Source organism: Sphingomonas sp. CCH9-F2, from assembly GCF_001556735.1.
Lineage (GTDB): Bacteria > Pseudomonadota > Alphaproteobacteria > Sphingomonadales > Sphingomonadaceae > Sphingomonas > Sphingomonas ginsenosidimutans.
The window spans coordinates 1-3,269 of the sequence record NZ_LSJO01000206.1 but is presented as its reverse complement, the minus strand read 5'-3'; the positions used below and the strand labels follow the sequence as shown (position 1 = coordinate 3,269).

Sequence of the window (3,269 nt, the reverse complement as noted above, 5' to 3'; positions counted from 1 at the left end):
GCGGGGGGGATGGGGCGGCTACCACGCAGCTGGCGGATCTGCCGATCGGGCTGCTCGGCCACCGGATCGACCTCGCCATGCTCACGGTCCGGGTACATTGATGCAGATTTAATTGCCGCCGCCTTCTTGCCGCATTTGTCGCACGTCCCTATGTGGCGTGCGCCGTCGCGCACTGCGCGAACGGCCGCTGACAAGGCGGAAGGAGAGAGTGATGAAGGTGGGATTGATCGCCGCGGCCGCGTTCGGCCTGGCATTCACCGGCGCGGCGCAGGCCGCCGGTAGCGAAAATCCGCTGGCGAAGGATGCCGCGGTCCTCCAGCTCAAGGGCATCGACCTGACCACCGCCGATGGTCAGCAGCGTCTGGCAATCCGCATGGACGCGGCCGCGCAGGCGGTGTGCGGCGACGATCGTCTCGCCGGCGTCCACCTCGCGCTGGCCGACAAGGCGCGCGCATGCCGCACGCAGGTGATCGCCGACATCCGCAACCAGATCGAATCGCGCCAGGCCGCACTCGCCGCGCCGCGCGTGACCCAGCTCGCCTCGCTGCGCTGATCCGATCGGATTGCCGAACGCGCCTGCGCGGTCCGGCATCGCAAGGTGCCGGGCCGCGCTGGCGTTTCGCGCGTTGTGGATAAGTGGCTCCCCGATCGTCGCTGACGAACAGGGGCGGGGGTACGGAAGCCACGCCGAGCGATCAGGAACTGGCCCGCGGCGCTTGACCACAACCATCTTGCGCCAGATCATGCGAAGAAGCAGGCCGTTCCCGCGGAGACGCGGAGGCGCAGAGAGGGGGGCGCGGACGCGAAGCGTCATTCTTCCCATCGGGTAGAAATGAAGCCGCTACGCGGACGGCAAGCGGAGCGCCCTTCGCGCCCTCGGGTGAACGCCTTCCTTCTGCGATCATGTATTGCCGGACGACCGACACGGGGCCGCTTCACCATCGCGGCCAAAGCCTCGCTGCAACGGATACGACAACCCGCCGGAATCGCGCCCTCTCTGCGCCTCTGCGCGAACCGATCTTCGCCTTCAGCGCCGCGCCTTACTTCGCCGCACCCCCCGTCACCGGCGCCGGCCACCACGACAACGTGTGATGGTCATGCGCGCTGGTCCACACGCCCGCGTCGGTATAGCGTAGCGCGCCGCTGCCCACCGACTTGCCGACGCGCGCGTCGATCGCCAGCGTGCCGGCATCGATCACCGCGAACGTCTGGTCCTCGGTGGTGCGCAGCCATACCTTGCCGCCGCCGGTGTCGATATCGCCATAGGCCAGCTTCGCGCCCACTTTGACGCGGCCGGTCACCTTCGCGGTCGCCGGGTCGATCCTTGCGAGCGTGCCGTCGCCCTGTTCCTGCACCCATACCGCGCCTTCGCCCGCCGCCAGGAATCCGGGCTGCGCGCCCAGCGGTACGGTGGCGGTGACGGCATTGGTGGTCGGATCGATGCGTTGCAGCACGCGGCCGTTCGCACTGACCGCCCACACCGCGTCGAAGCCGAACGCCAGATACCAGGTGCCCGGCGCGACCTTGACTGAGGCGACGACCGCGTTGGTCGCCGGGTCGATCCGCGACACCGCACCCTTGTCGTCGCTGGCGATCCAGATCGATCCGGCGCCGGCGACGACGTTCAGCTCGCCCGCCGGATTGGCGACGCCGGTGGGAATCGTCGCGACGACCGCGGCGGTGCGTGCGTCGATGCGGGTCAGCGCGCGCTTCTCGCAATCGGCAACCCACAATGTGTCGTTGGCGAACGCCATCGCGCCGCACGGCCGCCCCATCGGCACGTCGGCGCGCTTTCCGTCCAGCGACCATTGCTCCACGCGGCCGCGATTGGTGGCCCATACCGTCGTCCCGTCCACCGCCAGAAAGTCGGCGAAACCGGGTACGGAAATGACCTGTTCCTTCTGCGCCATCGCCGCCGGTGCCATGCCGCCCGTCAGCGCCATCGCCGCAAATGCTGCCCCCCAACGCATCATATCCGTGTTCCTCCTCACGCGCGTTGCGCGATATAGGCGCGCCAGCCGCCCAGATCGGTGATGTCCTGCGCCCCCGTCAGCGCGCGCGGCTCCGCGACAAAGCCCTTCACGCTGCTGCCGTCCGCCAGCACGACCGTGCCGATTGCCAGCGGCGCGGGCACCTCGACCACGAAACTGCCGAAGGCGGCGACGTCCAGTTCGTATACCTCGACCGCGATTCCGGCGCCGCCTTCGTCGTGCACCAGCGCCGGTTTGGGCGGCACGCTGTCCGCCATCGCGTACAAACAATAGGTCGGCGCGGTCTGGAATGCCCCTACGAACACCGCCTCGCGCGACGTCAGCTGCCAGTGCAGCGGCATGTCCTTCAGATGCGCACCGACAACCGCAAGCTTCACCTTGTCCATTCTGTCCCCCGTATCCAGCGGTGGCGGCGGCGGCAGGTCGGCCGCCGCCAGATAGCGATCGGCCACGTCCAGCAGCGCGCGGTCGCTGTCCGCCGGCCCGATCAGCGTGATCCCGAACCCGGTCGCATTGTCGCGCACGCCCGCGGGCACCGCGACTGCCGCCATGTCCAGCAGGTTCACGAAATTGGTGTAGAACCCCAGGTTGCTGTTGAGCGCGACCGGCGCGGCCAGCAGCTCGGCGACGCGATAGGTGGTGCCCGTCGTCGGAAACGCCAGCAGATCAATGTCCTGGAACAGCATGTCCGCATGGCGTTTCAGCTCCGCCAGCCGATACATCCCGCGCCATAGCGTCACCGCGTCGATGTCCGCGCCCGGCGCCACCACCGCACGCACCGTCGGGTCGATCGCATCGGGCGCGCGGGTCAGCAGATCGCCGATCGCGGCCGTCCGCTCCGCCACCCATGGCCCGCCGTACAGCAGCTGCGCGGCCTCCAGCAGCGGCGCAATGTCGATCTCGACGATCTCCGCACCCGCCGCCAGCGTCGCCAGCGCACGGTCGTAGAGATACTCCGATTGCGCATCCCCGAACCACATTCGCTGCCCGCGGCGCGGCACCCCGATCCGCCCCGCCGCGACGCCGCGATCGGCCAGTGGCGTCGAATAGGGATCATCCGCGTCGAAACCGGCCAGCACGCCGTCGACGAGCCGCGCATCGGCGGTGTCGTCGGTGAAGACGGTGATACAGTCGAGCGTGCGGCACGCCGGCACCAGCCCGCGCGTGCTCCAGCGGCCCTTGCTGGGCTTGAACCCGATCAAATGGTTGAACGCGGCGGGCACGCGGCCCGACCCCGCAGTGTCGGTGCCCAGTGCGAACGCCGCCACCCCCGCCGCC

The 3,269-nt window shown here is 69.2% G+C and carries 3 protein-coding genes; 1 reads left to right on the top strand and 2 read right to left on the bottom strand.

Annotated features, from left to right (window positions below; translation table 11 throughout):
- The first annotated feature begins 211 nt into the window (after nucleotides 1-211).
- Nucleotides 212-553 carry a UrcA family protein gene (locus AX685_RS06005; protein WP_066486431.1) on the top strand — a complete coding sequence of 114 codons (342 nt, stop codon included), beginning with the start codon at nucleotides 212-214 and terminating at the stop codon, nucleotides 551-553.
- A 487-nt stretch (nucleotides 554-1,040) separates the two neighbouring features.
- Here the strand turns inward: AX685_RS06005 and AX685_RS06000 are convergent, their stop codons facing one another.
- The gene (locus tag AX685_RS06000) at nucleotides 1,041-1,970 is read right to left on the bottom strand and encodes a Vgb family protein (protein ID WP_420542563.1); all 930 of its coding nucleotides are present in this window, start codon (nucleotides 1,968-1,970) and stop codon (nucleotides 1,041-1,043) included.
- 17 nt (nucleotides 1,971-1,987) lie between these two features.
- On the bottom strand, nucleotides 1,988-3,269 hold a 1,282-nt coding region (gene atzF, locus AX685_RS05995), incomplete at its 5' end, for an allophanate hydrolase (RefSeq protein ID WP_066486422.1).

Coding starts and splice junctions, on each gene's coding strand:
- AX685_RS06005 (WP_066486431.1), top strand. CDS start 212: ATGAAGGTGGGATTGATCGCCGCGGCCGCGTTCGGCCTGGCATTCACC.
- AX685_RS06000 (WP_420542563.1), bottom strand. CDS start 1,970: ATGCGTTGGGGGGCAGCATTTGCGGCGATGGCGCTGACGGGCGGCATG.